This window comes from Paraburkholderia sp. 35.1, from assembly GCF_050436525.1.
In the GTDB taxonomy this organism is placed as follows: Bacteria; Pseudomonadota; Gammaproteobacteria; order Burkholderiales; family Burkholderiaceae; genus Paraburkholderia; species Paraburkholderia tuberum.
This window is the reverse complement of the sequence record NZ_JBNDMJ010000003.1, coordinates 2,678,233-2,700,674: the sequence shown is the minus strand read 5'-3', so window position 1 is coordinate 2,700,674 and position 22,442 is coordinate 2,678,233. Positions and strand designations below refer to the sequence as shown.

Here is a 22,442-nt window from a genome sequence, read left to right as displayed (position 1 = left end):
TCCTCGCGGCCATGACGCGCAGCGCAACGAACTAGCCGCCCTGCTTGTAGTTGTTCAAAGCATAGCCGCGATCGCGATAGAAGCGATAGCGCTCGCGGCCCGCAGCGAGTTCCTCGTGTGCGTTACCGACCACTTCGAGCAATCTTTCGAAGCGCGCGAACTGCGCCGGAACCGTTGCGCCCAGATTGAGCAGCACCTGATGATGCGGCACGTCGTCGAGATTCGTGGCCAGCACGACGGGCGTGTCGGTGGCAAGCGGCGCGCCCGCCATGCAGTGCGGCACGAAGTCGAGCGGCGAGAAGGTCCACAGCATTTCGTCGAAGGCGCGCAGGCGCGCGGGCTCGGCCAGCACGACGAGCGGCTGGCCCGCCAGATACGCCTTGCGCACGAGGCGACACGCGTACAGCAGCGAATCGCCGACGTTCGAGTGAAAGTCGATTCTCGTCATCGGCCGCTCCGCCCCGCTTGCCGCGCGCCGTGCGCGCGCTTACCGCACCGCGTCATTGGCCGGCGCGGTCGATCAGGAACTGCGCGAGCAGCGGCACCGGACGGCCCGTCGCGCCCTTCGCGGTGCCGCTCTTCCACGCGGTGCCGGCGATGTCGAGATGCGCCCACGGGTACGAATCCGTGAAACGCGACAGGAAGCACGCGGCCGTCACGCTGCCCGCCGGACGCCCGCCGATATTCGCGACGTCCGCGAAGTTCGACTTCAGCTGGTCCTGGTACTCGTCGTCGAGCGGCAGGCGCCATGCCGGGTCGGCCGCTTCACGCGACGCGTCGAGCAGTTCTCCGGCGAGCGCGTCGTCCTTCGAGAACAGGCCGCTGTTGTGATGGCCGAGCGCGATGATGCAGGCGCCCGTCAGCGTCGCGATGTCGATGACCGCGGCCGGCTTGAAGCGCTCCGCGTAGGTGAGCGCGTCGCACAGAATCAGGCGGCCCTCGGCGTCGGTGTTCAGCACCTCGATCGTGAGGCCCTTCATGCTGGTGACGATATCGCCCGGCTTGGTGGCCGTGCCCGACGGCATGTTCTCGACGGCCGGAATGATGCCGACCACGTTGATCTTCAGGCCCATCTCGGCGACCGCGCGCAGCGTGCCGAGCACCGAGCCCGCGCCGCACATGTCGTACTTCATCTCGTCCATGCCCTCGCCCGGCTTCAGCGAGATGCCGCCCGTGTCGAACGTGACGCCCTTGCCGACCAGCACGACCGGCGCGGCCTTCGCGGCGGCGCCCTGGTACTGCAGCACGATGAACTGCGCCGGCTCGACCGCGCCCGCGGTGACCGACAGGAACGAGCCCATCTTCAGCGCTTCACACTGTTTCTCGCCGAGCACCTCGACCTTCAGCTTCCAGTCTTTCGCGAGCTTCTTCGCGGTGTTCGCCAGATAGGTCGGCGTGCAGACGTTGCTCGGCAGATTGCCGAGCTCGCGCGTCAGGTCCATGCCGTTGGCGAGCGCGGCGCCCTGCCTGGCGGCGAGCTTGGCGGCCTTCTCGTCACCGGTGTTGACGCTGAACACGATGCGCTTCAACGCGCGCGGCGTGTTCTCCGGCTTGCTCTTCAGTTGCGTGAAGCGGTAGGTCAGCTCGCGCAGCGCGAGGATCGCGGCGCGCACACACCAGTCGGCCGTGCGTTCGAGCACCGGCAGTTGCGCGAGCGTGAACGTGACCTGCACGATCTTCGTGCCGAGCAGCGCGCGCCATGCGGCGCGGACCGCCTCGCCGTAGGCTTTCTGACTGAAAGCGTCCTGTTTGCCGAGCCCGACGAGCAGCACGCGCGACGCGCCGATGCCCGACACCTCGTGCAGGAACAGCGTGGTACCCGCCTTGCCGTCCATGTCGCCTGCCTTGATGACGCGCGTGAGCAGGCCCTTGGTGGCCGCGTCGATCTCCAGCGCGGCGCCCGACAGCGTTTGCGACTCGAACACACCGATCACGATGCAATCGGATTTCCCCGTCAGGAAACCGTTCGTCGAGCCTTTGGTCCAATCACAGGCTTTTATGCTAAAGTCCATCGCGCTTGTCCTCGGATAAAATCTGGGCTTAGGATGAAAGCCGCAATTATCCGCTATTTTTCCCGCGGCGGCTGCACCGGGGGCGTGACGGGAACGAACACCCCCGCGTCGCCGTGAGCGCCCCCTCTCGTCATCAACAATGATCTTTGAACGCTCCCTCCAGCGCGAGCTCGCGTACACGGCTGGCGCCGTGTTCATGGTTCTCCTCACGCTCGTGCTGACGACGATGATGATCCGCATCGTCGGCTTCGCGGCCTCGGGCGAGGTCGACCCGCGCGACGTGCTGGTCCTGATCGGCCTCACCGTGATCGGCTATCTGGCCATCATGCTCGTCGCGACGCTGTTCGTGTCGATCCTGTTCGTGCTCACGCGCTGGTACCAGGACTCCGAGATGGTCGTGTGGCTGTCCTCGGGCGTCAGTCTCACGCAATTCATCAAGCCGATCGGCATTTTCGCCACGCCGATCATCATCCTGATCATGTTCTTCGTGTTCGTCGGCTGGCCGTGGTCGAACCAGCAGAGCAAGCTGATCCGGGCGCGCTTCCAGCAGCGCGACGAAGTCTCGCTGCTCGCGCCGGGGCAGTTCCGCGAATCGCCGACCACGCATCGCGTGTTCTTCATCGAGAAGATGTCGCCCGACCAGGGGCATGTGGAAAACGTGTTCGTGACGAGCACCGAGGGCGGCAAGGTCAACGTCGTGGTGTCGAAGAACGGCCACATCGAGACGCACAAGAACGGCGACCGCTTCGTCGTGCTGGAAAACGGCCGCCGCTACGACGGCGAACCGGGCCACCCCGATTTCCGCATCATGGAGTTCGAGCGCTACGGCGTGAAGATCCAGAGCCAGCCGGTCGTCAATACGCCGACCACCACCGGCTTGCCGACGCTCACGCTGCTGCGCAATCCCACTAAAGAGAACCTCGCCGAATTCGCGTGGCGCGCGGGTCTTCCGTTGATCGCGATCAACCTGATGCTGCTCGCCATTCCGCTCGCGCACCAGAACCCGCGGCGCAGCCGCACGATCAACCTCGTGATGGCCGTGTTGATCTACCTCACTTATTCGAATCTGCTGAACGTCGTGCAGGCGTGGATCGAGCAGGGCAAGATGTCGTTCGGCGTCGGGCTCGTGATCCTGCACGTGATCGTGCTCGGGATCGTCGCGTTCATCTTCTGGATGCGGGTGCGCAACCGGCCGCTATTTACGCGCGCCATGTTCAGCCGTTCGCAGGGAGCCTGAGCGATGCGCATTTATGAAAGGTATTTCGCGCGTCAGATCTATCTCACGTTCGTGTTCATCCTGTTTGCATTTTCAGGTCTGTTCTTCTTCTTCGACCTGATCAACGAACTGAACTCGGTCGGCCACGGCAACTACAAGTTTCAGTACGCGGTGCTGCGCGTCGCGCTGCAAACGCCGTCGCGTTTCTACGAAATCATTCCGGTCGCGGCGCTGATCAGCGCGATCTACGTGTTCGCACAGATGGCGGCGAACTCCGAATACACGATCTTCCGCGTATCAGGCCTCGCGACGAATCAGGCGCTGCGCTCGCTGCTGAAGATCGGCATTCCGCTCGTGATCGTCACCTATCTGATCGGCGAAGTGGTCGGCCCGTATACGGATCAGCTCTCCGAGCGCGTGCGGCTCGAGGCGCTCGGCTCGTCGGTGTCGAGCAACTTCCAGTCGGGCGTGTGGGTCAAGGACACGCTGACCGAGCGCGCCGACGGCGAGCAGGTCACGCGCTTCGTCAACGTCGGCGAACTGAAGCCCGACGCGACGATCAGCAACGTGCGCATCTACGAATTCGATTCGAAGTTCCGCCTGACGAACATTCGCATCGCGCAGAGCGGCCGCTATCAGCCGCCGGGCCACTGGCTGCTGACCGGCGTGACCGATACGCAACTGCTCGACGTGGCCCCCGCTCCGGGTACGCCGGCAGATGCGCTCAATCCGGTCTATCGCGCGAGACAGGTCACGCTGCCCGAGTATTCGCTGCGCTCGGAGCTGACGCCGCAGATCCTGTCGGTGCTGCTGGTGTCGCCGGACCGGATGTCGATGTTCAATCTGTTCCGCTATATCCAGCATCTGACCGAAAACCATCAGGACACGCAGCGCTATGAAATCGCGCTGTGGCGCAAGGTGCTGTATCCGTTCGCGGTGTTCGTGATGCTGGTGCTGTCGCTGCCGTTCGCGTATCTGCATACGCGCGCGGGCGTGGTCGGCGTGAAGGTGTTCGGCGGCATCATGCTCGGCATGAGCTTCCAGCTGTTCAACACGCTGTTCTCGCATATCGGCACGCTCAATACGTGGCCCGCGCCGTTGACCGCGGCGACACCTGGGCTCGTCTACCTTGTGCTGGGGCTCGTCGGGTTGAAGTGGGTCGACCGGCACTAACGCCAGTGCGTTGAGGGGCATCCTCAGGGAGCTGATGCGATGGCTATGCACGGACTGATTCTGTTTGGCCACGGCGCGCGCGATGCGCGCTGGCGCGAGCCGTTCGAACGGCTCGCCGACAAGCTGCGCGCCGCGCGCGCGGCGACGGGCGAAGCTCCTGCGGTTACGCTCGCCTTTCTCGAACTGATGGAGCCCGACCTGCCGACGGCCGTCGCGCAACTCGTCACGCAAGGCTGCGATGCGATCACCGTGGTGCCGGTGTTCTTCGGGCAAGGCGGTCATGTCCGCAAGGATTTGCCCGCGATCGTCGATCATTGCCGCGCCGCGCATCCCGGTGTCGAGATTCGCTGCGCGGTGGCGGTCGGCGAGGATGATTCGGTGCTGGATGCGCTCGCGCAGTATTGCCTGCGGCAGCTCTGATTTTTTCGTTCTGATTGCTCAGATTCGCCGCTCTCGGGTCGGCCCTGCCGAGGATATTCAGGCCGCGACCAGCATCCCATTCGACGCGCGCTTCGCCTCGGTCTGCCGCGCCGCGAACGCCTCGCCGATCATCAACAGACTCGGCTGCGACGCATCGACCCAGCGCTGCGCTTCGCCGGCCGCAAGATCTTCCAATGTCAGCGTCAGCATGCGTTCGCGCGGCGTGCTGCACGCCTCGACGATCGCCACGGGCGTCGTCGCGGGCTTGCCAGCATCGATCAGTTGCTGGGCGATTTCGACGCCGCTGTCGCGGCCCATGTAGAACACCAGCGAATCGGCGTTGACCTGCTCGCGGATCTCATCGGAACCTGGCGCGCGGCTGAACGTCGCGAGCGCGACGCTGCGCGACACGCCGCGCAGCGTCAGCGAACGCTTCAGCGTGGCCGCGCTCGCCAGCGCGGCGGTGATACCCGGCACGACTTCATACTCGATGCCCGCGGCTTCGAGCGCGCGCATCTCTTCGTCGGCGCGGCCGAACAGCATCGGATCGCCGCCCTTCAAACGCACGACCACGTCGTGCTCCAAAGCCGCATCGACGATCTGCTTGTTGATGAACTGTTGGGCCGTCGATAGCTGGCCGCAGCGCTTGCCGACCGCAATGCGCTTCGCGCGCGCGGGCGCGTAGTCGAGCATCGCCGGCTCGACCAGCGCGTCGTGCAGCACGACGTCGGCGGCGCCGAGCAGCCGCGCGCCGCGCACCGTAATCAGGTCCGCGGCACCGGGTCCCGCGCCGATCAGATAAACCTTACCCATTGACATCAACCTGTTCGTTGGAGCGTAAGCGGCGGCGCGCTGCGCCGCCTGTGTGGGCCGTCCGTCGCCTGCTAGCCTTGCCGTGCTCAGGCGGAAAACGCGCGGATCATGCCGGCGGCGACCGTGTGGTTCGTCGCCTCGTCGATCAGCACGAACGCGCCGGTGCCCTGATGCGAGTCGTACGCGTCGCACACGAGCGGCTTCTGCAAGGTCAGCGCGACACGACCGATATCGTTCATCGCCAGCTCCTTGCGATCGGTCGCCTGCGACAGCGTATGCACGTCGAGCACTTCCTTGATCGCGCCGATCTTCGCGAACACCGTGCTGGTGGTCTGCTTCAGCAGATACTTGCGCTGCGTCGACAGCGGCGTGTCGTCGAACCAGCAGAGGTCCGCTTCGAGCTTCTTCGCCGGCTCCGGCGCCGCTTCGCGCAGCACGAAGGTGTCGCCGCGCGACACGTCGACGTCTTCCGCGAGACGGATCGTCACCGTCTGACCGGCGAACGCACGGTCCACCTGCGCGGTGCCGCCGACCACCGGCGCGATGATCTCCGCCACGGTCGCTTCGCGATTGGCCGGCAACACGACGATCGTGTCGCCGAGCTTCACTTCGCCCGATTCGACCCGGCCCATGTAGCCGCGGAAATCGTCGGCCCGGCTGCCGTCCTGGCGCGCGACCCACTGCACTGGAAAGCGCAGCGCCTCGCCGTTCGCGGTTTCGACCGGCAGCGCTTCGAGCACGTCGAGTAGCGGCTCGCCCGCGTACCACGGCATGCGCTCGCTCGCCGTGACGATGTTGTCGCCCTTCAGCGCCGACACCGGCACGAAGCGCACGTCCTGCAGACCGAGGTGACGCGCGAGCTCGACGTAGGCGTCGCGGATCTCGTTGAAGCGCGCTTCGCTGTAGTCGACGAGGTCCATCTTGTTGATCGCGACGATCACGTGCTGCAGACCGAGCAGCTTGACGATCGCGCTATGACGCTTGGTTTGCGGCAGCAGTTGCGCGACGCCGTTTTCGAACGTCACGCGCGTCGCGTCGACGAGAATGATCGCCGCATGCGCGGTCGACGCGCCCGTCACCATGTTGCGCGTGTACTGCTCATGACCCGGCGTATCGGCGATGATGAACTTACGCTTGGCGGTGGCGAAGTAGCGGTAGGCGACATCGATCGTGATGCCCTGCTCGCGCTCGGCTTCGAGGCCGTCGGTCAACAGCGACAGATCGATTTCGTCGCCGACGGTGCGCTTGTTCTTCGCGCGCGACAGCGCCGAGAGCTGGTCGCTCAATACCGCCTTGCTGTCGTACAGCAGGCGGCCGATCAGCGTGCTCTTGCCGTCGTCGACGCTGCCCGCGGTGATGAAACGCAGCACGCCGAGGTCTTCTGGTTGATGAATACTGCTCATGGTTGCTTTGCCTTCGTCGTGTGCTTAGAAATAACCCTGCTTCTTGCGCTGCTCCATCGCCGCTTCCGACACCTGGTCGTCCATCCGCGTCGCGCCGCGTTCCGTGATTTCGGTGACGGCCGTCTCGGCGATGATCTTCTCGATGACGTCCGCGTCGCTTTCGACCGGGCACGTGCAGCTGATGTCGCCGACCGTGCGGAAACGCACGAGCGCCTGTTCGCTCGTCTCACCCTCGCGCATCGGCGTGAGCGGCGTGACCGGCACGAGCAGGCCGTTGCGGCGCACGATCTCGCGCTGGTGCGCGTAGTAGATGGACGGCAGTTCGAGCTGTTCACGCGCGATGTACTGCCACACGTCGAGCTCGGTCCAGTTCGAGATCGGGAACACGCGCATGTGTTCGCCGTTGTGCAGACGCGCGTTGTACAGGCTCCACAGTTCCGGGCGCTGCGCCTTCGGGTCCCACTGGCCGAATTCGTCACGGAACGAGAAGATGCGCTCTTTCGCGCGGGCCTTTTCCTCGTCGCGGCGCGCGCCGCCGATCATCGCGGTGTAACCGTACTGCTCGATGGTTTCGAGCAGCGTCACCGCCTGCGCGGCATTGCGCGAATCCGTTTCGCGACGCAGACGCACGGTGCCGCGCTTGATCGAATCTTCAACATGGCCGACCACCAGTTCCGCGCCGATCTGTTGCGCGCGACGATCGCGGAAGTCGATCACTTCGTCGTAGTTGTGGCCCGTGTCGATATGCACGAGCGGGAACGGTAGCTGCGTTTTGCGGTTCGCACCGAGGCCGAACGCCTTCAGTGCGAGCGCGAGCACCACGACGGAATCCTTGCCGCCCGAAAACAGCAGCGCCGGCTTGCTGCATTCGGCGACCAGTTCGCGCAGGATGTGAATCGACTCGGCTTCGAGCCAATCGAGGTGATCCATCCGGTTGACCGTGTTGGCAAGTGGAGCGTTGACAGTGGAATCGAGCGTGGTGCTCATAGCGGGTCCTTCGTTGGTTCGCCCGGCAAGCGCTGCTCGCACGGGCGAAAATATTCAGATCGGTTTCGGCGGTAGTGCGCCGCAAGCTCGGTACGCGGCGCTCAGGCCGACGCGTTTTCGTTGCGCTCGACCGCAATCGGAGTAATCGCCGTGATATGCAAGCCGCATTCCTTCGTATCGCGCGACTCCCACCACCAGCGCCCCGCCCGGCTGTCTTCGCCGGGGCGGATCGCACGCGTACACGGCTCGCAGCCGATGCTCGGATAACCGCGCGCATGCAGCGGATTGACCGGCACGTCGAACGCACTAAGATAATCCCAGACTTCGGCTTCGGTCCAGTCCGCGAGCGGATTGAACTTGGCGATATTGCGCGCGTCGTCGTGCTCTTCCTCGTGCAGCTCGGCACGCGTGACCGATTGCTCGCGACGCTGCCCGGTCACCCAGGCGCTGACCTCGGCAAGCGCGCGATTGAGCGGCTCGACCTTGCGGATCTCGCAGCAGCGCTTGCGCAGCTCGACGCTTTCATAGAATGCGTTCAGGCCGTGCCCGTTCACATACTGCTCGACCGCGGCCGCCCGCGGATGAAACTGCTCGATGTCGTAGCCGTAGCGCTCTTTCACGCGGTCGAGCATGCCGAGCGTTTCCGCATGCAGGCGCCCCGTGTTCAGCGAAAAGATGCCGATCTTCACGCCGCGCGACAGGATCGCATGCGTGAGCAGCATGTCTTCGGCCGCGAGGCTGCTCGCGAGCTTCACGTTCGCGTGACGCGCGGCGATCGAGTCGAGCAGCGCGTCGAGACGCTCGACCTTCGCTGCGAGCTCCGGGCTCAACGATTGGGCGGCGCTCATGCCGGGACCTTGCCGGCGCCAGCCTGCGCGGCACGGCGGCGGAACAGCGGCGACGTGTCCACGGCGCCCTGGTACTGCACGCTAAAGTCGTCGAACGCTTTCAACGCGTCGTTGATGTCCTTGTCGGCGCGCAGTGCATACGCGTCGAAGCCGCAGCGGAACATGAACGTGATCTGGTCGCGCAGCACGTCGCCGATCGCGCGCAGTTCGCCCTTGTAGCCATAGCGCTCGCGCAGCAGACGGCCGATGCTGTAGCCCCGGCCGTCGCGGAACACCGGGAAGTCCACGGCGATCAGCGCGAGCTTGTCGAAGTCGCCGGCGATGTCCGCCGGTTCGTTATCCGGCGCGAGCCATACGCCGATGTCGGCGGCTTGACGCGCGGCCACGAGCGCTTCACGCTCGGCCTGCCACAGCGCCAGCGGCACGATGACCTTGCCGGGCGGCAGTTCGGCCACTGCCGGCAAAGCGCCGTCTTCCGCGGCACGCACGACGCTCCAGTCGTCGTCGACGATCGCGCGGTTCTTGATGATTGAAGCCATCTGTTCAGTATCCTTTCGCGGTTACGCGTGAGCCGGTTGACGCGCGGCGTACACGCGCTCCTTGAACGGCGCGATGCCGATGCGGGTGTACGTATCGATGAAACGCTCGCCTTCCTGGCGGTTTTCCACGAACGTATCGATCACCTTCGTCATCACCTCGGGCATTTCCTCGGCCGAGAACGACGGGCCGATCACGCGGCCAAGGTGAGCGCCGGTCGCGCCGGTGCCCTGCTCGCCGCCGAGCGTCACCTGGTACCACTCGGAGCCGTCCTTGTCGACGCCCAGAATGCCGATGTTGCCGACGTGATGGTGACCGCACGCGTTGATGCAGCCCGAGATGTTCAGCGACACGTCGCCGAGGTCGTACACGTAGTCGAGATCGTTGAAACGTTCCTGGATCGCGAGCGCGATCGGAATCGACTTCGCATTCGCGAGCGAGCAGAAGTCACCGCCCGGGCACGAGATGATGTCGGTCAACAAGCCGATGTTCGGCGTCGCGAAACCCTGCGCCTTGGCCTTTTCCCACAGCGCGAACAGGTCGCGCTTCTTGACGTCGGCGAGGATCAGGTTCTGTTCGTGCGACACGCGGACCTTGCCGAACGAGTATTCGTCGGCCCAGTCGGCGACCGCGTCCATTTGCACGTCCGTCGCGTCGCCCGGCGCAACCGTGGTCGGCTTCAGCGACAGCGTGACCGACGCGTAGCCCGAGACCTTGTGCGGACGCACGTTACGCTCGACCCAGCGCGCGAACGCGCGGTTTTCCAGCAGATGCTTTTCGAACGACGTATCGGTGTCCGGCAGCTTGTCGTAAGCGGGCGGCGCGAAGTATTGCGTCACGCGATCGACTTCGGCCTGCGTGAGCGTCGACGGGCCGTCCTTCAGGTGCTGCCACTCTTCTTCGACCTGCGCGGCGAACTTCTCCGGCGACAGCGCCTTCACCAGAATCTTGATACGCGCCTTGTATATGTTGTCGCGGCGGCCGTAGCGGTTGTACACACGCAACACGGCTTCGCTATAGGTCAGCAGGTGCTGCCACGGCAGATCGCGGCGGATCACCGCGCCGACGATCGGCGTGCGGCCCAGACCACCACCGGCGAGGATGTCGGCCACCAGTTCGCCCTGTTCGTTCTTGCGCAGATACACGCCCATGTCGTGGATCTGCACGGCCGCGCGGTCTTCCTTCGAACCCGACACCGCGATCTTGAACTTGCGCGGCAGCCACGCGAATTCGGGGTGGAACGTCGACCATTGACGCAGGATTTCGGCCCACGGACGCGGATCGACGACTTCGTCGGGCGCGACGCCGGCGAATTGATCGGCGGTGATGTTGCGGATGCAGTTGCCCGAGGTCTGAATGCCGTGCATCTGCACCGAGGCGAGCTTGCGCAGAATCTCCGGCGTTTCTTCGAGCTTGATCCAGTTGTACTGGATGTTCGAACGCGTCGAGAAATGGCCGTAGCCGCGGTCGTGTTCGCGCGCGATCTGCGCGAGCACGCGCATCTGGTCGCTGCGCAAGTTGCCGTACGGAATCGCGATGCGGTGCATGTACGCGTGGCGCTGGTAATACAGACCGTTCTGCAGCCGCAGCGGACGGAATTCCTCTTCGCTCAATTCGCCCGACAAGCGGCGGCGAACCTGATCGGCGTACTGCGCGACCCGTTCATCGACGATGGTCTGGTCGTACTGATCGTATTGGTACATTCGGGGCCCCAATTTTTCGAAACTTGCGTGACACGCGACCGTCCGGATCGGCCGCGGCTTGAATACCGGCTTTGTCAGCTATCGCAAGCGAGCGTTTAGACCCATCGCTCATTTGCTTATAACAAATACAGATATCCATATTGAAAAAGATGGACAGATCGTAATAAACTCGCCTTATATTTCAAACGACTAAAAAATTCTTTTTATATGCGGCGAGGTTATATATGAACCTGCACCAATTCCGCTTCGTCCGCGAGGCTGTGCGGCAGAACTTCAACCTCACCGAAGCGGCCAAGTCGTTGTTTACCAGCCAGCCGGGCGTCTCGAAGGCGATCATCGAGCTGGAGGACGAACTTGGCGTCGAAATCTTCACCCGCCACGGCAAGCGCGTGCGCTCGCTGACCGAGCCGGGCCGCATCATATTGCAATCGATCGAAAAAATCCTGCAGGAAGTGGAAAGCCTGAGGCGGGTCGGCAAGGACTTCGCGGCGCAGGACCAGGGCAATCTGACGATCGCCGCGACCCACACGCAGGCGCGCTACTCGCTGCCCGCGGCGATCGCGGAGTTCAAGAAGCGCTTTCCGAAGGTTCACCTTTCAATTCTGCAAGGCAGCCCGACCCAGGTCGCCGAAATGGTGCTGCACGACCAGGCCGACCTCGCGATCGCGACCGAGGCGATCTCGAACTACAAGGATCTGGTGTCGCTGCCCTGCTTCCAGTGGCACCACGTCGCGGTGATGCAGCCCGACCATCCGCTGCTCGAGCGCAAGCTGCTGTCGCTCGACGACCTGACCCAGTACCCGCTGATTACGTACGACAACGCGTTCGCCGGCCGCACCAAGATCAACGAAGCGTTCCGCCTGCGCGGGGTGCATCCGGACATCGTGCTCGAGGCGATCGACGCCGACGTGATCAAGACCTACGTCGAGCTGGGCCTCGGCGTCGGCATCATGGCCGACATCGCGTTCAACGCCGAGCGCGACCGCCATTTGCGCGCGATGCCGGTCGGCCATCTGTTCGGCAGCAACGTGACGCGCGTCGCGCTGAAACAGGGCGCGTATCTGCGCAGCTACGTGTACACGCTCGTCGAGCTGCTGTCGCCGAGCCTGAACCGCAAGCTGATCGAGCAGGCGCTGACGGGCGAACACGAAACCTATGAGCTTTGAACCGCTTCCATACCGCTCTCTCGCTACGGAGACCTTCCGATGAAGTTGCATAACAATAAAGTACGCAACACCCTGCGCGGCCTCGCGGCCGCGGCGCTGCTCGTCGCCGGCGCGGCGCACGCCGACCTGAAAGTCGGCATCGACCTGTCGAACACGGGGCCGGCCGCCGTGATCGGCATCACGAGCAAGAACGCGATGCTGATGTGGCCGCAGACGATCGCCGGCCAGAAAGCCGACTACATCTTCCTCGACGACGCGTCCGACCCCGGCAACGCCGTGCGCAACATCCGCAAGCTGATCAACGAGGACCACGTCGACGTGGTCGTCGGCCCGAACATCACGCCGGCCGCGATGGCCGCGCTCGATCCGGTCGCCGACAGCCAGACGCCGATGATCACGCTGATCGGCTCGGCCATCGTCGTCGAGCCGCAGGAAGGCAAAAAGATCTGGGCCTACAAGATGGCGCAGACCGATAGCGCGATGGCCGACGTGATGACGCGCTACATGTCGAACCACGGCGTGAAGACGGTCGGTTTTATCGGTTTCGCGGATGGCTACGGCGAAAGCTGGCTCAACGAGTTCAGCAAGTTCGCTGCGCTGCGCCATATCCAGCTGGTCGCGACCGAGCGCTACAACCGCACCGACGCGAGCGTGACCGGCCAGATCCTGAAGCTGATGGCCGCGAAGCCCGACGCGATCCTGATCGCCGGCGCGGGCACCCCAACGGTACTGCCGCAGCGCACGCTGATCGAGCGCGGCTACAAGGGCCCGATCTATCAGACGCATGGCATCGCGACGCCGGAGTTCATCAAGCTCGGCGGTAAAGACGTGGAAGGCACGCTGTTCCCGACGCAACCGGTCGTCGTCGCGCGCACGCTGCCGGCCGATCATCCGTCGAAGAAGGCGGCGCTCGCGTTCGTCGACGCGTACGAGGCGAAGTACGGCCCCGGCAGCGTCACGCAGTTCGCGGGCGACGCGGCCGGCGTGTACCCGCGCCTGCAGGACGCCGTCGCGCGCGCGTTGAAGACCGCGCAGCCGGGTACGCCGGCGTTTCGCGTCGCATTGCGCGACGAGCTCGAACACGCGCATGAGCTGGTGGTGCCGAACGGGGTCGTCAATACGAGCCCGAAGGATCACGTCGGTCTCGATCAGCGGGCGAGCGTGATGGGCACCATCAAGAATGGCAAGTTTGTTTACCTGAGCCAGTAATCTGGCATCGGGGCGCCGATCAGGCGCCCCTGACGGCGGCTTCGCGAATGTGGAAGCCGCCGTTCGTGCAGCGGGCACCCCATCCGCTTTCTTTCGCCTTTCGGTAGAACTTCCCTCACAGCGCGTCCGCACGATCGGCCACACCGCACCAGCGAACGCCTACACTGCATGGATCCGCTTCTCCGTTGACGCATTGCACGCATGCGACGCATGCTGCGTCACGGTCGACGCGTTGCCCGTCCGGCAGACCTGATCACGCGAACGCTGCCGGAGCACAACATCCGCACGGGAGGCATAATGGCCACCGCTTCGATCGCAGAGAACGCCAGCGCTGGCATCGTCACCGTTGCAAGCACCCATGCGGGCGACGCGACCGCCGAGCGTCTTCAAACCTTGATTCTGGAGCGAGGGCTGACGGTTTTTGCGTGCATCGATTTCAGCGGTGACGCTGGGCGCGAGGGACTGGCGATGCCGTTCAGCCGGCTCCTGATCTTCGGCAATCCCAAAGCCGGTACACCGCTGATGCAACTCGCGCCGACCGCCGCGCTCGATCTTCCTTTGAAGGTGCTCGTCTGGGAGGACGCGGACGGCCGTGCGTGGCTATCGTTCAACTCGACGGCCTATCTTCGTGAGCGGCATGGTCTGCCGGACGACTTGATGAAGCCGGTGAGCGGTGTGGCCGCCCTCGTCGATGCGGCCGCGCGATAACGCGTCGAACCAAGGAGACCGCCATGTCCATGCACGCTCTGATCCTCAGCCAATACAACGGCCCGCTCGAATACACGACGCTGCCCCGCCCGGAACCCGCTGCCGGCCAGGTCCTGGTGCGCGTCGCCGCGAGCGGCCTCAATCCGCTCGACATCAAGATTCGCGCGGGCGAGGCCGCGCACGCGCAACACCCATTGCCGCTTGTCCTCGGTATCGACCTTGCGGGCACGGTGGAGGCGCTCGGCGATGGCGTCGGCGGGTTCGCTGTCGGCGACAACGTGTATGGCATGACCGGCGGCGTCGGCGGCATCCAGGGGTCGCTCGCCGAGTACGCTGCGGTCGATGCCGCCCTGCTCGCCCATGCGCCGCGCAATCTGTCGATGCGCGAGGCCGCCGCGTTGCCGCTCGCGTTCATCACGTCGTATGCGGGTATCGTCGATCGCGCGCATCTGCAAGGCGGAACCAAAGTGCTGGTCCAGGGTGGCGCCGGAGGGGTCGGCCACATCGCCGTGCAACTGGCGCGCGCGCTCGGCGCCGACGTCTATGCAACCGCGAGCGCACACAATGCCGAGCTGGTGCGGCGGCTCGGCGCGACACCGATCGACTACCGCGCGCAGACGGTCGAACAGTATGTGGCGAGTTTGACCGATGGCGAAGGCTTCGATCTGGTCGTCGATACGGTAGGGGGGGCCTCGCTCGATGCGTCGTTCGCCGCGGTCCGGCATTTTGGGCACGTGGTCAGTGCGCTTGGCTGGGGGACGCATGCGCTTGCGCCGCTGTCGTTTCGTGAAGCCAGCTATTCAGGGATCTTCACGCTGTATCCGTTGCTGACCGGTCGATATCGCGCGCACCTCGGCGAGATGATGCGCGAAGCGACGCGGCTCGTGGAAAGCGGCGCGCTCGCGCCCGTGGTCGATCAGACACGGTTCGATTTGCGCAGCGCGGACGAGGCCTATCAGCTCGTTGCCAGTGGGACTGGACGTGTGAAGGTGGTGGTCGACGTGGATGCCGCGCAACGCTGACCCGGTCACGAACAACCCATCGAAATCAGCGCCGTCACCCGACTCAGGTATGCTGGGCCCTTTGTAACCGCTTCCGTTCAAGGGGAGACCATGCGGCGCGTTGTATTCAATCAGAAAGGTGGCGTAGGCAAATCGACCATCGTCTGCAACCTGGCGGCCATCAGCGCGAGCGAAGGGCTGCGCACGCTGGTGATCGACCTCGATGCCCAGGCGAATTCGACCCAGTACCTGCTCGGCGCCCAGGCGAGCGAGGTCAACCCCACCGTCGCAGGCTTCTTCGAAACCGCGCTGGGCTTCAGCTTCAAACCCGTGGAAGCGACCTCGTTCATCCATCCGACGCGCTTCGAGAATCTCGACGTGATGCCCGCCCATCCCGACCTCGACACGCTGCACGGCAAGCTCGAATCGCGCTACAAGATCTACAAGCTGCGCGACGCGCTGAACGAACTCGACATGTACGACGCTATTTACATCGACACGCCGCCCGCGCTGAACTTCTACACGCGCTCGGCGCTGATCGCCGTCGAGCGTTGTCTGATTCCGTTCGACTGCGACGACTTCTCGCGTCGCGCGCTCTACACGCTGCTCGAAAACGTCAAGGAGATCCAGCAGGATCACAACGACGCGCTGCAGGTGGAGGGCATCGTCATCAACCAGTTCCAGCCTCGCGCGAGCCTGCCGCAAAAGCTCGTCGACGAACTGATCGGCGAAGGCTTGCCGGTGCTGGGGTCGCGCTTGTCATCGTCGGTGAAGATCCGTGAGTCGCATCAGCTGGCGACACCCGTCATTCATCTCGATCCGGGGCATAAGCTCGCGCAGGAGTATCGGGCGTTGCATCGGGAGTTGAGCGAGTAAGGCGGAGCGCGGCGCCGAAGCGCGAGCGCGAGCCACCCTTCTCCGCTGTCGCTGAGCGGGTCGTGGTTCATCGCGTGTTTTTCGTCCGTAGTCCCCAACCGCATACCGTCGGCAAAATTGTTAAAGTAACGCTCTCGTCAATCAGCCGCCGCAGTCCCCATCATGCGCACCACCCGAGCCATCCACGCCGTCGAGCGCCTGAAAACGCGCAGCGGCAACCCGCGCTTCGCCGCGATCAGTCTGTCCGGCGGCCTGTTCTACCTGGTCGACAAATCGAGCGGAGCCGACAAGAAAGTGTCCGACCCGCTGACGCTCGACGACTTCGTCAAGTTCGTCGACGCCTACGGCCCGCAGAAGCCGCGCAAGGCCAGCAAGCTCGATATCGCGTTCGAAGCGCAGATCAAGAAAAGCAAGGGCGGTTGACGCTTCGGCAGCTTCGTCGATCTGGCGTTTTGTTGCAACGCTTCACGCCTCTTCGATCTCCACCCACCGTCCATCCGCCGCACTGCTTTTCAGCACCGCGTCGATAAACCGCAAACCGTCGACGCCATCATCGACCGTCGTCAATAGCAGGCTCTCGGCTGGCGGCGCGCGACCATCGTTCAACGCATCGATCTGCAACGCCGCATCCTGGTACAACTGCGCGAACGCTTCCAGATAGCCTTCCGGATGCCCGGCCGGCACGCGGGTCGCATGCGCGGCAACCTGACTATTCACCCGAGCGCGCGTCAATCGTTCGGCAGCGCCGCCCAACGGCGTGAACCACAAGGCGTTCGGCTCCTCCTGATCGAACGCGAGTCCCGCCTTCGTGCCATACACGCGCAAGCGCAGCGCGTTCTCCGCGCCGCTCGCCACCTGGCTCGCCCACAACATGCCGCGCGCGCCGTTCGCATAACGCAGCATCGCCTGCACGTGATCGTCGACACGACGCCCCGGTACGAACGTGTGCAACTCGGCCGACAGCGCGCGCGGCATCATCCCCGTCACGAAAGCGGCCAGTTGATACGCGTGCGTCCCGATATCGCCGAGGCACCCGGCCGGCCCCGCCAACGCCGGATCGGTGCGCCAGCGCGCCTGCCTGTTCGCGCCGCCTGTTTCGACCGGCTCGGCGAGCCAGTCCTGCGCATACTCGACCTGCACGACGCGAATCTCGCCCAGTTCGCCACGTTCGACCAGCTCGCGCGCATGCCGCACGAGCGGGTAGCCCGAATAGGTATGCGTCAACGCAAGCAGCCGCTTTTTTGACTGCGCGAGCTTCGCGAGCGCTTCGCCTTCGGCGAGCGAAACCGCGAGCGGCTTGTCGCAGATCACGTGGATGCCGGCTTCGAGAAACGCCGTCGCGACCGGCGCGTGCAGATGATTCGGCGTGACGATCGCGACCGCGTCGATGCCGTCCTCGCGCGCGGCCTCGGCGCGCGCCATCTCGTGCCAATCCGCGTAGCTGCGCGCGATGCCCGCTTCGACGGCGCTCGCCCGCGCGCGCTCGGAATCGGACGACAACGCGCCCGCCACCAGTTCGAAACGATCGTCGAGCCGCGCGGCGATCCGATGCACGGCGCCGATGAACGCGCCCTGCCCGCCGCCGACCATCCCCAGCCTGAGCCTTCTTCGCTGCATTGTTTGCGCTCCCAAGTGTTGCGTCGGCTGTCACCGCCCGGCCGTCAGATGCCGAGCACGCTTTTTAACTGCGCGGTATCGACACCGCTTCCCGCGAAGTCATCGAACGCACGCTCGGCCACGCGGATGATGTGCCGGCGAATGAACGCCGCGCCTTCGCGCGCGCCGTCGTGCGGATGCTTCAATGCGCATTCCCATTCGAGCACGGCCCAGCCCGGAAAATCGATCTGCGCCATCTTCGAGAAGATCGCGCCGAAGTCGATCTGCCCATCGCCGAGCGAGCGAAACCGCCCCGCGCGTTCGACCCAGCCGCTGTAGCCGCCGTACACGCCCTGCTTGCCGGTCGGACGAAACTCCGCGTCCTTCACATGAAACGCCTTGATGCGCTCGTGGTAGATATCGATGAACGCGAGATAGTCGAGCTGTTGCAGCACGAAGTGGCTCGGGTCGTACAGGATGTTCGCGCGCGGATGCTGATCGACCGCCGCGAGAAAGCGCTCGAACGTCACGCCGTCGTGCAGGTCTTCGCCCGGATGCAGTTCGTAGCAGACATCGACGCCGGCCGCGTCGAACGCATCGAGAATCGGCGTCCAGCGGCGCGCGAGCTCTTCGAACGCGGCTTCGACGAGACCGGCCGGCCGCTGCGGCCACGGGTACAGATACGGCCACGCGAGCGCGCCCGAAAACGACACGTGCGTGCTCAGGCCCAAACGACGCGACGCCTGCGCCGCGAGCTTCATCTGCGCGATCGCCCATTCGGTGCGCGCCGCCGGATTGCCGCGCACCTGCGGCGCGGCGAAGCCGTCGAACAGCGTGTCGTAAGCCGGATGCACGGCGACCAGTTGCCCTTGCAGATGGGTCGATAGTTCGGTGATCGCGACGCCCGCGTTGTCGACGCTCTCGCGCAGTTCGTCGCAATACGCGTCGCTCGCGGCCGCCTTGTCGAGATCGATCAGGCGCGGGTCGCACGGCACCTGGATGCCCTTGAAGCCGAGACCCGCGGCCCAATCCGCGAGATGCGCGAGGTTGTCGAACGGCACGTCGTCGCCCACGAACTGCGCGAGAAAAATCGCCGGCCCTTTGATGGTTTTCATCGTACGGTTCCTCGAACTTTGCGCGCGGGCCGCGCCCGCGCGTGCTAGACGATGCTCGGCGCGCCGCTCAGAACGGCGAGTCGGGGAAATAGAACTGCTGGGCGTTTTCCTTCGTGATCAGCACCGACGGAATGATCGTGGTGGCCGGCAGCTTGTCGCCCTTCAGCCGCGCTTCGGCCGTCAGCTTGATCGCGTCGTAGATGAATTTCGGCGAGTACGACACGTCGGCCTTGATCATCGGCGCGCCGTCCATCACGTTCTTCACCATGCCCTTCGAGCCCGCGCCGCCGAACACGATCTTGATGTCGTTGCGCTTCGCCTGATCGATCGCCTTCAGCACGCCGACCGCCATGTCGTCGTCGGCGGCCCATACGGCGTCGATGTGCTTGAAGCGCGTCAGGTAGTCCTGCATCACCTTGAACGCGTCGTCGCGATTCCAGTTCGCGTATTTCGCGTCGAGAATCTTGATGTCCGGATAGTTTTTCATCACGCCGGTGAAGGCGCTCCAGCGTTCGTTGTCGAGCGTGGTCGGAATGCCGCGCAGCGCGACGACGTTGCCCTTGCCGTCGAGTGCCTTCGCCAGATATTCGGCGGGAATCTTGCCGAACGCGGTGTTGTCGCCGGCCACGTAGGCGTCCTGCGCGCTCGTGTTCGTCAGGCCGCGATCGACCACCGTCACGTACACGCCTTTCTTCTTCACCTGCTCGACCGGCTGTGTCAGCGTCGCCGATTCGTACGGGAAGATCACGAGCGCGTTGATCTTGTTGACCGTCACGAGATCCTGCAACTGGTTCGCCTGCTCGGGCGCGTTGGCGGCCGTTTTCACGATCACTTTCAGATCGGGATGCGCCTTCTCGAGATCCGCCTTCGCCTTGTTCGCCCACCAGACGATGCCGCCGGTGAAGCCGTGATCGGCCGTCGGAATCGCGACGCCCAGCGTGACCTTGTCGTCGGCGCGCGCCGCGCCGCTCGTGCCCAGTATCCCCAACGCCAGCACGCCGGCGCCGATCGCTCGAATGACTTGCTTCATGGTGTGTGTCTCCAATCATGAGGCGTTCGCTCGCCTCGATTTTTCGGACCTGCCGTTGGTTTACCGCGCCTGCTTTGCTACGCCTGCTTCGCTGCGATTTATTCAGCGCGCTTTGTTCACTGCGCTCGCGCCGCTGGAAGTGCGCGGCTAGCGCCGCCCACGCTGCACGAACGCGACGAAAATAATCACGACGCCCTGCACCGCCGCGTTCAGATACACGCTGATGATGCTGGTCAGGTTCAGAATGTTCGCGATCACCGACAGCAGGATCGCGCCGATCACGGTGCCGATCACGCGTCCCTCGCCGCCCTTGAGCGCGGTGCCGCCGACCACCACCGACGCAATCGCTTCGAGCTCCCACAACAGGCCCGTGGTCGGCGTGGCGGAGCCGAGGCGCGGCACGTAGAGCACGGTGGCCACGCCCACGCAAATCCCCAGCAGCACATAAGTGACGATCTTCACCGTATCGACGCGAATCGCCGCATAACGCGCGACCTGTTCGTTCGAGCCGATCGCCTGCACGTGCCGGCCGAACGCGGTGCGATTGAGGATCAGCGCGCCGCCGGCCGCGACCACGAGAAACACCCAGATCGGCACCGGCACGCCGAACAGGCTCGCGTAATAGACGGGACCGTAGAGGTCCGATAGCGAATCATTGAGCGTCAGCGCGCCGCCATCGGCCAGCCATGTCAGCACCGCGCGAAAAATCCCGAGCGTGCCCAGGGTGACGATGAACGGCTCGATGCGCCCTTTGGTGATCAACAGCCCATGCGCGCAGCCGAACAGCGCGCCGAGCACGAACGCCGCGACGATGCCGATCGTCACGATCACGAGCGGCGGCAACGCATGACCGGCGGCGCCCGCCGCGAGCCCGTTCATCAGCCAGATCATGATGCCCGCGATCAGCGCGGCCATCGAGCCGACCGACAGATCGATGCCGCCCGAGATGATCACGAAGGTCATGCCGACCGCGATGATGCCGATGAACGACGTGCGCGTGAGCACGTTCATCAGGTTGTCGAGCGTCGCGAAGTCGCGATTGAGCAGCGTGCCGACGATGCACAGCAAGATCAGCCCGGCGAGCGGCCCGAGCGTATAGAGCCGCTGCGCGACGCGCAGCGCGCGCCGTGATTGCACGGCTTCAGTGGGTGCCGGTCGCATGAGCGATCAACTCCTGTTCAGTCAGATGCTCGAGCGTCAGCGTCGCTTGCAGATGTCCCGCGCGCATGACGGCGACGCGATGGCACAAGCCGATCAGCTCGACCAGTTCGGATGAAATGACGATCACCGCACGGCCCTGCGCGGCGAGACGATGAATCAGGAAGTAGATGTCGCGTTTCGCGCCGACGTCGACGCCGCGCGTCGGCTCGTCGAGCACGATCACGTTCGGGTCGGGCTGCAGGAACTTCGCGAGCGCGAGCTTCTGCTGGTTGCCGCCCGACAGCATGCGCGCGCGGCTCGACAGGTCGCCGGTACGAATGCCGAATTCGCCGACGGCCTTCTGCAAGGCCGCGCGCCCCGCTTTCATGTCGAGCAGCGGATGCGCGTAGCGTTCGAGCGTCATCAGCGTGACGTTGTCCTGCAGGCTCAGGTCGACGTGCAGACCCTTGCCCTTACGGTCCTCGCTCAGATACGTGAGACCGTGGCGCATCGCCTCGCGCGGGTTCTTCAGATCGACTGCCCGGCCGGCGATTTCAATCGTGCCGCCCGTGCGTTTGCGCAAGCCGATGATCGCCTCGAACGCCTCGGTGCGGCCCGCGCCGACGAGGCCCGCGAAGCCGAGCACTTCGCCCGCGCGCACCTCGAAGCTCAGATCCTCGACCCAGTCGGGCACCGTCAGGCCGTTCACACGCAACGCGATCGGCGTGTCGGCGGGCACCGCCTGCTTGTCGGGGAACATGTCGGACACGTCGCGCCCGACCATCAGGTTCGCCATCTGCTGACGCGCGAGCCCCGCGGTTTCACCGCGCGCGACGAAGCGGCCATCGCGCATCACGATCACTTCGTCGGTGATGCGCTCCACTTCATCGAGCTTGTGCGAGATGTAGACGATCGTCACGCCATCGGCCTTGAGCTTCAGCATCAGCGCGAAGAGCCGTTCGGTCTCGGCGGGCGTCAGCGTCGCGGTCGGCTCGTCCATGATCAGGAGACGCGCACGGCGCGACAGCGCCTTCGCGATCTCGACCATCTGCTTTTCCGCGACGATCAGCTCGCGCACCTTCGTGTCCGGCGCGCGCTCGAGCCCGACCTGCGCGAGATAGCGCGCGGCGTCGCTGCGCATCGCGGCATCGTCGACTAACCAGCCGCGGCGCTTCTCGTGACCGAGGTACATGTTCTGCGCGATCGTCAGATGCTCGGCGAGGTTGAACTCCTGGTGGATCAACACGATGCCCTGCGCCTCGGCGTCGCGTGAGCCGGCGAAGCGCTGCGCGTGGCCGTCGACCAGCACGCTGCCTGACGTTGCCGTTTCATAGCCGGCGAGGATTTTCATCAGCGTCGACTTGCCCGCGCCGTTCTCGCCGAGCAGACCGTAGATGCGGCTGGGTGCGAGTTCGAAGCTCACGCCGTGCAGCACGCGCACGGGCCCGAAGTCCTTGCGGATGTCGTCGAAACGGATCGCGAGGCTCAT

General features: G+C 64.7%; 22 protein-coding genes. 9 read left to right on the top strand and 13 right to left on the bottom strand.

Annotated elements, in window-relative coordinates; genetic code table 11:
- Nucleotides 1-31: 31 nt before the first annotated feature.
- Together OKW27_RS32610 and OKW27_RS32605 are read right to left on the bottom strand one after the other, a co-directional pair.
- Nucleotides 32-448, bottom strand: a complete 417-nt coding sequence (locus OKW27_RS32610) for a DNA polymerase III subunit chi (RefSeq protein ID WP_187628559.1) — start codon at nucleotides 446-448, stop codon at nucleotides 32-34.
- A 52-nt stretch (nucleotides 449-500) separates the two neighbouring features.
- A complete protein-coding gene (locus OKW27_RS32605) occupies nucleotides 501-2,012 on the bottom strand; it encodes a leucyl aminopeptidase (RefSeq protein ID WP_429335895.1) in 1,512 nt (503 codons plus the stop codon).
- Nucleotides 2,013-2,151: 139 nt separating this feature from the next.
- Between OKW27_RS32605 and lptF the strand changes: the two genes are divergently transcribed.
- From lptF to OKW27_RS32590, 3 genes are read left to right on the top strand one after another with little or no spacing between them, the layout of a single operon-like run.
- Nucleotides 2,152-3,249 carry an LPS export ABC transporter permease LptF gene (gene lptF, locus OKW27_RS32600; RefSeq protein WP_429335894.1) on the top strand — a complete coding sequence of 366 codons (1,098 nt, stop codon included), beginning with the start codon at nucleotides 2,152-2,154 and terminating at the stop codon, nucleotides 3,247-3,249.
- A gap of 3 nt (nucleotides 3,250-3,252) precedes the next feature.
- Entirely contained in the window at nucleotides 3,253-4,401 is a 1,149-nt protein-coding gene (lptG, locus tag OKW27_RS32595) for an LPS export ABC transporter permease LptG (protein WP_429335893.1), read from the top strand.
- A 39-nt stretch (nucleotides 4,402-4,440) separates the two neighbouring features.
- Nucleotides 4,441-4,821 carry a sirohydrochlorin chelatase gene (locus OKW27_RS32590; protein WP_018419678.1) on the top strand — a complete coding sequence of 127 codons (381 nt, stop codon included), beginning with the start codon at nucleotides 4,441-4,443 and terminating at the stop codon, nucleotides 4,819-4,821.
- A gap of 57 nt (nucleotides 4,822-4,878) precedes the next feature.
- On the opposite strand, the gene cobA is transcribed toward OKW27_RS32590, so the two are convergent.
- The 6 genes from cobA to OKW27_RS32560 all read right to left on the bottom strand — a co-directional run bounded on the left by cobA (nucleotide 4,879) and on the right by OKW27_RS32560 (nucleotide 11,112).
- Nucleotides 4,879-5,634 carry a uroporphyrinogen-III C-methyltransferase gene (gene cobA, locus OKW27_RS32585; protein ID WP_184059800.1) on the bottom strand — a complete coding sequence of 252 codons (756 nt, stop codon included), beginning with the start codon at nucleotides 5,632-5,634 and terminating at the stop codon, nucleotides 4,879-4,881.
- A gap of 86 nt (nucleotides 5,635-5,720) precedes the next feature.
- Nucleotides 5,721-7,037 (bottom strand): sulfate adenylyltransferase subunit 1, encoded by a 1,317-nt coding sequence (locus OKW27_RS32580; RefSeq protein WP_429335892.1) that lies wholly within the window; start codon nucleotides 7,035-7,037, stop codon nucleotides 5,721-5,723.
- A 24-nt stretch (nucleotides 7,038-7,061) separates the two neighbouring features.
- A complete protein-coding gene (gene cysD, locus OKW27_RS32575) occupies nucleotides 7,062-8,024 on the bottom strand; it encodes a sulfate adenylyltransferase subunit CysD (protein ID WP_090803401.1) in 963 nt (320 codons plus the stop codon).
- A gap of 101 nt (nucleotides 8,025-8,125) precedes the next feature.
- Nucleotides 8,126-8,872 (bottom strand): phosphoadenylyl-sulfate reductase, encoded by a 747-nt coding sequence (locus OKW27_RS32570; protein WP_429335891.1) that lies wholly within the window; start codon nucleotides 8,870-8,872, stop codon nucleotides 8,126-8,128.
- Nucleotides 8,869-9,411, bottom strand: a complete 543-nt coding sequence (locus OKW27_RS32565) for a DUF934 domain-containing protein (RefSeq protein WP_090803398.1) — start codon at nucleotides 9,409-9,411, stop codon at nucleotides 8,869-8,871. The genes OKW27_RS32570 and OKW27_RS32565 overlap by 4 nt, the downstream gene beginning before the upstream one ends.
- A 21-nt stretch (nucleotides 9,412-9,432) precedes the next feature.
- Complete coding sequence (locus tag OKW27_RS32560) at nucleotides 9,433-11,112, bottom strand: nitrite/sulfite reductase (protein WP_429335890.1); 1,680 nt, start codon at nucleotides 11,110-11,112, stop codon at nucleotides 9,433-9,435.
- 224 nt (nucleotides 11,113-11,336) lie between these two features.
- Between OKW27_RS32560 and OKW27_RS32555 the strand changes: the two genes are divergently transcribed.
- The 6 genes from OKW27_RS32555 (at nucleotide 11,337) to OKW27_RS32530 (ending at nucleotide 16,495) form a co-directional block, all read left to right on the top strand.
- Nucleotides 11,337-12,278: a CysB family HTH-type transcriptional regulator gene (locus OKW27_RS32555; RefSeq protein WP_429335889.1), complete on the top strand. Its 942-nt coding sequence runs from the start codon at nucleotides 11,337-11,339 to the stop codon at nucleotides 12,276-12,278.
- 39 nt (nucleotides 12,279-12,317) lie between these two features.
- Nucleotides 12,318-13,487, top strand: coding sequence for an ABC transporter substrate-binding protein (locus tag OKW27_RS32550; RefSeq protein WP_090803394.1), 1,170 nt, complete (start codon nucleotides 12,318-12,320; stop codon nucleotides 13,485-13,487).
- A gap of 297 nt (nucleotides 13,488-13,784) precedes the next feature.
- Complete coding sequence (locus OKW27_RS32545) at nucleotides 13,785-14,195, top strand: DUF302 domain-containing protein (protein ID WP_090805606.1); 411 nt, start codon at nucleotides 13,785-13,787, stop codon at nucleotides 14,193-14,195.
- Nucleotides 14,196-14,218: 23 nt separating this feature from the next.
- Nucleotides 14,219-15,217 (top strand): zinc-dependent alcohol dehydrogenase family protein, encoded by a 999-nt coding sequence (locus OKW27_RS32540; protein ID WP_429335888.1) that lies wholly within the window; start codon nucleotides 14,219-14,221, stop codon nucleotides 15,215-15,217.
- Between the two features lie 90 nt (nucleotides 15,218-15,307).
- Complete coding sequence (locus OKW27_RS32535; RefSeq protein WP_090803391.1) at nucleotides 15,308-16,072, top strand: ParA family protein; 765 nt, start codon at nucleotides 15,308-15,310, stop codon at nucleotides 16,070-16,072.
- 162 nt (nucleotides 16,073-16,234) lie between these two features.
- Complete coding sequence (locus OKW27_RS32530) at nucleotides 16,235-16,495, top strand: hypothetical protein (RefSeq protein ID WP_090803389.1); 261 nt, start codon at nucleotides 16,235-16,237, stop codon at nucleotides 16,493-16,495.
- A 42-nt stretch (nucleotides 16,496-16,537) separates the two neighbouring features.
- On the opposite strand, the gene OKW27_RS32525 is transcribed toward OKW27_RS32530, so the two are convergent.
- From OKW27_RS32525 to OKW27_RS32505, 5 genes are all read right to left on the bottom strand, one after another.
- Nucleotides 16,538-17,689 carry a Gfo/Idh/MocA family protein gene (locus tag OKW27_RS32525; protein WP_429335887.1) on the bottom strand — a complete coding sequence of 384 codons (1,152 nt, stop codon included), beginning with the start codon at nucleotides 17,687-17,689 and terminating at the stop codon, nucleotides 16,538-16,540.
- Between the two features lie 44 nt (nucleotides 17,690-17,733).
- A complete protein-coding gene (locus tag OKW27_RS32520) occupies nucleotides 17,734-18,783 on the bottom strand; it encodes a sugar phosphate isomerase/epimerase family protein (protein WP_429335886.1) in 1,050 nt (349 codons plus the stop codon).
- 67 nt (nucleotides 18,784-18,850) lie between these two features.
- Complete coding sequence (locus tag OKW27_RS32515) at nucleotides 18,851-19,813, bottom strand: substrate-binding domain-containing protein (protein WP_187611801.1); 963 nt, start codon at nucleotides 19,811-19,813, stop codon at nucleotides 18,851-18,853.
- Nucleotides 19,814-19,960: 147 nt separating this feature from the next.
- A complete protein-coding gene (locus OKW27_RS32510; protein ID WP_090803383.1) occupies nucleotides 19,961-20,974 on the bottom strand; it encodes an ABC transporter permease in 1,014 nt (337 codons plus the stop codon).
- Nucleotides 20,955-22,442 (bottom strand): sugar ABC transporter ATP-binding protein, encoded by a 1,488-nt coding sequence (locus OKW27_RS32505; protein WP_429335885.1) that lies wholly within the window; start codon nucleotides 22,440-22,442, stop codon nucleotides 20,955-20,957. Before OKW27_RS32505 ends, OKW27_RS32510 begins: the two co-directional genes overlap by 20 nt.

Coding starts and splice junctions, on each gene's coding strand:
- OKW27_RS32520 (WP_429335886.1), bottom strand. CDS start 18,783: ATGAAAACCATCAAAGGGCCGGCGATTTTTCTCGCGCAGTTCGTGGGC.
- OKW27_RS32505 (WP_429335885.1), bottom strand. CDS start 22,442: ATGAGCCTCGCGATCCGTTTCGACGACATCCGCAAGGACTTCGGGCCC.
- OKW27_RS32590 (WP_018419678.1), top strand. CDS start 4,441: ATGGCTATGCACGGACTGATTCTGTTTGGCCACGGCGCGCGCGATGCG.
- OKW27_RS32525 (WP_429335887.1), bottom strand. CDS start 17,689: ATGCAGCGAAGAAGGCTCAGGCTGGGGATGGTCGGCGGCGGGCAGGGC.
- OKW27_RS32510 (WP_090803383.1), bottom strand. CDS start 20,974: ATGCGACCGGCACCCACTGAAGCCGTGCAATCACGGCGCGCGCTGCGC.
- OKW27_RS32555 (WP_429335889.1), top strand. CDS start 11,337: ATGAACCTGCACCAATTCCGCTTCGTCCGCGAGGCTGTGCGGCAGAAC.
- OKW27_RS32570 (WP_429335891.1), bottom strand. CDS start 8,872: ATGAGCGCCGCCCAATCGTTGAGCCCGGAGCTCGCAGCGAAGGTCGAG.
- OKW27_RS32535 (WP_090803391.1), top strand. CDS start 15,308: ATGCGGCGCGTTGTATTCAATCAGAAAGGTGGCGTAGGCAAATCGACC.
- OKW27_RS32605 (WP_429335895.1), bottom strand. CDS start 2,012: ATGGACTTTAGCATAAAAGCCTGTGATTGGACCAAAGGCTCGACGAAC.
- cobA (WP_184059800.1), bottom strand. CDS start 5,634: ATGGGTAAGGTTTATCTGATCGGCGCGGGACCCGGTGCCGCGGACCTG.
- OKW27_RS32530 (WP_090803389.1), top strand. CDS start 16,235: ATGCGCACCACCCGAGCCATCCACGCCGTCGAGCGCCTGAAAACGCGC.
- OKW27_RS32580 (WP_429335892.1), bottom strand. CDS start 7,037: ATGAGCAGTATTCATCAACCAGAAGACCTCGGCGTGCTGCGTTTCATC.
- OKW27_RS32565 (WP_090803398.1), bottom strand. CDS start 9,411: ATGGCTTCAATCATCAAGAACCGCGCGATCGTCGACGACGACTGGAGC.
- OKW27_RS32610 (WP_187628559.1), bottom strand. CDS start 448: ATGACGAGAATCGACTTTCACTCGAACGTCGGCGATTCGCTGCTGTAC.
- OKW27_RS32540 (WP_429335888.1), top strand. CDS start 14,219: ATGTCCATGCACGCTCTGATCCTCAGCCAATACAACGGCCCGCTCGAA.
- lptG (WP_429335893.1), top strand. CDS start 3,253: ATGCGCATTTATGAAAGGTATTTCGCGCGTCAGATCTATCTCACGTTC.
- lptF (WP_429335894.1), top strand. CDS start 2,152: ATGATCTTTGAACGCTCCCTCCAGCGCGAGCTCGCGTACACGGCTGGC.
- OKW27_RS32550 (WP_090803394.1), top strand. CDS start 12,318: ATGAAGTTGCATAACAATAAAGTACGCAACACCCTGCGCGGCCTCGCG.
- OKW27_RS32560 (WP_429335890.1), bottom strand. CDS start 11,112: ATGTACCAATACGATCAGTACGACCAGACCATCGTCGATGAACGGGTC.
- OKW27_RS32545 (WP_090805606.1), top strand. CDS start 13,785: ATGGCCACCGCTTCGATCGCAGAGAACGCCAGCGCTGGCATCGTCACC.
- cysD (WP_090803401.1), bottom strand. CDS start 8,024: ATGAGCACCACGCTCGATTCCACTGTCAACGCTCCACTTGCCAACACG.
- OKW27_RS32515 (WP_187611801.1), bottom strand. CDS start 19,813: ATGAAGCAAGTCATTCGAGCGATCGGCGCCGGCGTGCTGGCGTTGGGG.